Genomic DNA, 3,602 nt, shown 5'->3' with positions numbered 1-3,602 from the left:
CCTTTGACCTCCCCGGCTTCGGCGACGCCCCGAGGCCCGCCCGCCAGGTGCCGGTGGGCGAGTACGCGGCCTTTGTCCATACGGCGCTATCCGACGCCGGCGTGAGATCCTGCGTGGTAATCGGCCATTCCATGGGAACCCAGCATGCCGTTGAACTCGCATTGCAGGAACCGGAACTGGTGGCCGGTGTGGTGCTGATGGGTCCGGTAGTGGACGGGAACCGCAAATCCGTGGCCCGGCAGGCACTCGCCCTGACCCGCGATGCGATGTTCAGCGAAACCCTGTCCGCGAACTTCATGGTTTTCTCGGACTACTTCCGGGCGGGTTTCCGCTGGTACCTGACCGAGTTGCCCGTGATGATGGAATATCCGATCGAAGCCAGGGTCCGCGGGATCGGGCAACCCGTTCTGGTGATGCGTGGCAGCAAGGATCCCGTGGCCAGCCGCGGATGGTGTGAACGGCTGGCAGCCCAAGCGCCCCAAGGGAGCCTGGCACAAATTCCGGGAGTGGGCCATGTTGTCCAACACACCGCCCCGGGACCCGCGGCAGCAGCGATCACCGCGTGGGTGCGGGCTGTGAACGGCTTCGGCGTCACCGCCTGAGCGCAGTCCCCAAAACGGCGTCCCGCCGTCGGGCGTTATCCAGCTGGGCGCTAGACGGCGTCGAGATCTGTTTCCAGGAGCTTGACCAGCGAGTCCAGTGCCGCATCGGCGCCGTCGCCCTCGGCCCGGAGTACCACGACGTCTCCGTTTTCAGCCCCCAGGGTCATCAGCGACAGGATGCTCGAGGCGTCCAGCGCCTCATCTGCCGGCTCGCCCGGCTTGGCAATGGTGACTTCCACGCCCACCTCTCCGGCGGCTTCTGCAAACAGCGCCGCTGGGCGTGCGTGCAGGCCGGAGCGGCTGGCGATGGTGGCGGTGCGTTCGGGCATGGTTCCTCCTGGTGGGGTGGTGAGGGTGGTGGTCATCAAGCTGGTGGCTAGAGGCCGAGTTCCTGGAGAATGGGCAGTTTTTCCCGCACCCAGGCGCGTGCTTCGGTGGCACTGGGCGCGGACAGCGCGAGCTTGGCCAGCTCCTGGGCCTCGGCCAGGGTGACCGTCTTCAGGACTGCCGCCACGGCGGCAAGCGACCGCGCGGTCATGGAGAGCGTGCTCACCCCCAGCCCGGTCAGTACGACGGCGAGGGCCGGGTCAGCGGCGGCCTCACCGCAGACGCCCACGGGTTTGTTGTGGCCTTCAGCCCGGGAGCCTTCCACGGTCAGGCCCACCAGGCGCAGCACGGCCGGCTGCCACGGGGTGTTCAGGTTTGCGAGCGGGCCGAGCTGGCGGTCGGCGGCCATGGCGTACTGCGTGAGGTCGTTGGTGCCGAGGCTGGCGAAACCCACTTCGCGGAGGATCGCTTCGGCGGTCAGCGCTGCGGAGGGCACTTCCACCATCACGCCGGGCGTCTTGATTCCGGCGTCGGCGCACATGGAGGCAAAGCGGGCAGCCTCTTCCGCTGTGGAGATCATCGGTGCCATCACCCAGACATCGGCCCCCGAGGCCTTCTCCGCCTGGGCGATTGCTTCCAGCTGGCGGTCCAGGACGCCCGGGGTGGTGAAGTCCGTGCGGTAGCCGCGGACGCCCAGCGCGGGGTTGGGCTCGGTGGAGTCGGTCAGGAACGGGAGCGGCTTGTCGGCGCCGGCGTCGAGCGTACGAAGGACCACTTTCTTGCCCGGGAACGCATCAAAAACGCTCTTGTAGGCGGCAGACTGCTCTTCCACGGTGGGCTCGGTGTCCCGTTCCAGGAAGCAGAATTCGGTGCGGAACAGGCCAACGCCCTGGGCGCCGAGCTTTGCGGCCGCCTCGGCATCCTTGCCGCCGCCAACGTTGGCGAGCAGAGGCACCAGGTGCCCATCCGCCGTCGTGCCCGTGCCGCTGAATTCGGCCAGCAGGGAAGCGGTGGCTGCCCAGGCTTCCGCTGTGGCACGCAGTGATTCATCGGGCTCGGCCGTGATGGTGCCGGCGGCGCCGTCCACATAAACTTCCGTGCCGTCCTTCAGCTCGTCCACCCCTACTGCCGCCACTACGGCCGGCAGGCCAAGGGAGCGGGCAATGATGGCGGTGTGGGACTGGGGGCCGCCGCCTGCCGTCACCAGGGCCAGGACCTTGTTGGGGTCCAGGGTGGCGGTATCGGCCGGTGCCAGGTCCTCGGCAATCAGGACGAACGGCGTGCTGGACGCGGGAATGCCGGGTGCGGGCACGCCGCGCAGCTCGGCGACGATCCGGGCGCGAACATCAAGGACGTCGGTGGCGCGTTCAGCCATGTAGCCGCCCAGGTTGTGGAGCATCTCGGACACGGAGGAACCGGACTCCCAGATGGCGCGTTCAGCGGAGGTGCCGCGGGCCACGAGCTTGGCCGCGCCCTTGATCAGCATGGTGTCCTTGGCCATCAGCGCTGTGGCTTCGAGGACTGCCTTGCCGTCACCGGTGGCGTGGGCGGCACGGTTCTTCAGTTCATCGTGCACGGCCTGGGAGGCGGTCTTGAGGGCGGCTGTCGCATCCTCGGCGGTGACTCCGGCAGCCAGTTGTTCGCCAGCAGGGGGTTCGCTGATCGGTTTGGGCATTTGGCGGATGGTTCCGATGATGCGGCCGGGGCTGACGCCTACTCCTGGGAAGGTCTGCACTGAGTTCCTCGTTCTCTTCCGATAGCCAGGCCCGCCAAGGTTGTCCCGGCGCCATGCCGGGGCCGCCGCAACTACTCTGTGCAACAGCGGAAACGCGCCTGAAAAAATTGTATGTGATTCAGTTCATATAGCAATGCTATAGGTGATAGGGTAGCGGCTATGAGTTTGGATGGCCAGCTTCCCCCCAAAATGCGGCTGTTGCGAGCAGCGGCAGAATTGCTGGCAAAGTCCGCGGGAGCGTCCATTTCAACCCGCCAGATCACGCAGCTGGCCGGTGTTACGGCGCCCACGCTATACCACCACTTCGGTGACAAGGAAGGTCTTTTCGACGCCGTCGTCGCCGCAGGTTTTGAGGAATACGTTGCGGGCGAAAGGGATTTTGCCCCGTCCGGGAATCCGCTCGTGGATATCCGGCGGATGTGGGACAACCACGTCCAGTTCGGGCTTAACCAGCCGGAGCTTTATCTGGTGATGTTCGGCAACATCCGTCCTGAAAGCCGCCCCGCCATCGTTGCCGATGCCGAGGCGCTGATGGAGGAGATGCTGAACAAAGCCGCAGTGGCGGGCCAGCTCAATGTCCAGCCGCGGGAAGCAGCCAGGTCAATCCTGGCGGCCAACGTGGGCGTGACCCTGATGCTGATCGCGGAACCCGCCGCCGAACGGAACCTTGAACTGTCCACCATGACCAGAGACGCCATGATCTTTGCGGTGTCCTCCGAGCAGGCCACAGGGGCCGTCCCGGAAGATTCCGGGAAATCTTCGGTGGTGGTGGCAGCGATTGCCCTGAACGCCGCACTTCAGGCGTCGCACTCAGACCAGCTCTCGAACTCGGAGCTCAAGCTTTTCCTCGAATGGCTCCACCGGATCTCCACCAGCTCGACGTAATTATCGGACCCAGCCTGCGAAGCCGCAGGAAAGACGGTTAGGAAATCACATGG

4 protein-coding genes are annotated in these 3,602 nt (G+C 65.8%); 2 read left to right on the top strand and 2 right to left on the bottom strand.

Annotated elements, in window-relative coordinates; translation table 11 throughout:
* The coding region (locus tag DBR22_RS05315) for an alpha/beta fold hydrolase (protein WP_108598117.1) at positions 1 to 602 on the top strand (602 nt) is incomplete at its 5' end.
* A gap of 50 nt (positions 603 to 652) precedes the next feature.
* Here the strand turns inward: DBR22_RS05315 and DBR22_RS05310 are convergent.
* Positions 653 to 931 carry an HPr family phosphocarrier protein gene (locus DBR22_RS05310; RefSeq protein WP_108598118.1) on the bottom strand — a complete coding sequence of 93 codons (279 nt, stop codon included), beginning with the start codon at positions 929 to 931 and terminating at the stop codon, positions 653 to 655.
* A gap of 47 nt (positions 932 to 978) precedes the next feature.
* Positions 979 to 2,664, bottom strand: a complete 1,686-nt coding sequence (gene ptsP, locus DBR22_RS05305; RefSeq protein ID WP_108598116.1) for a phosphoenolpyruvate--protein phosphotransferase — start codon at positions 2,662 to 2,664, stop codon at positions 979 to 981.
* Between the two features lie 159 nt (positions 2,665 to 2,823).
* Here ptsP and DBR22_RS05300 point away from each other — a divergent pair, with 159 nt between their 5' ends.
* Positions 2,824 to 3,549: a TetR/AcrR family transcriptional regulator gene (locus tag DBR22_RS05300; protein WP_108598115.1), complete on the top strand. Its 726-nt coding sequence runs from the start codon at positions 2,824 to 2,826 to the stop codon at positions 3,547 to 3,549.
* Positions 3,550 to 3,602: the final 53 nt, after the last annotated feature.

Source organism: Arthrobacter sp. HMWF013 (assembly GCF_003061105.1).
In the GTDB taxonomy this organism is placed as follows: Bacteria; Actinomycetota; Actinomycetes; order Actinomycetales; family Micrococcaceae; genus Arthrobacter.
Note: the sequence above shows the minus strand (reverse complement) of the source record. Positions and strands in the feature narration are given on the sequence as shown.

What these genes read in the sequence shown, in the direction of transcription:
- DBR22_RS05310 (WP_108598118.1), bottom strand. Translation starts at nt 931, where the DNA reads ATGCCCGAACGCACCGCCACCATCGCCAGCCGCTCCGGCCTGCACGCA.
- DBR22_RS05300 (WP_108598115.1), top strand. Translation starts at nt 2,824, where the DNA reads ATGAGTTTGGATGGCCAGCTTCCCCCCAAAATGCGGCTGTTGCGAGCA.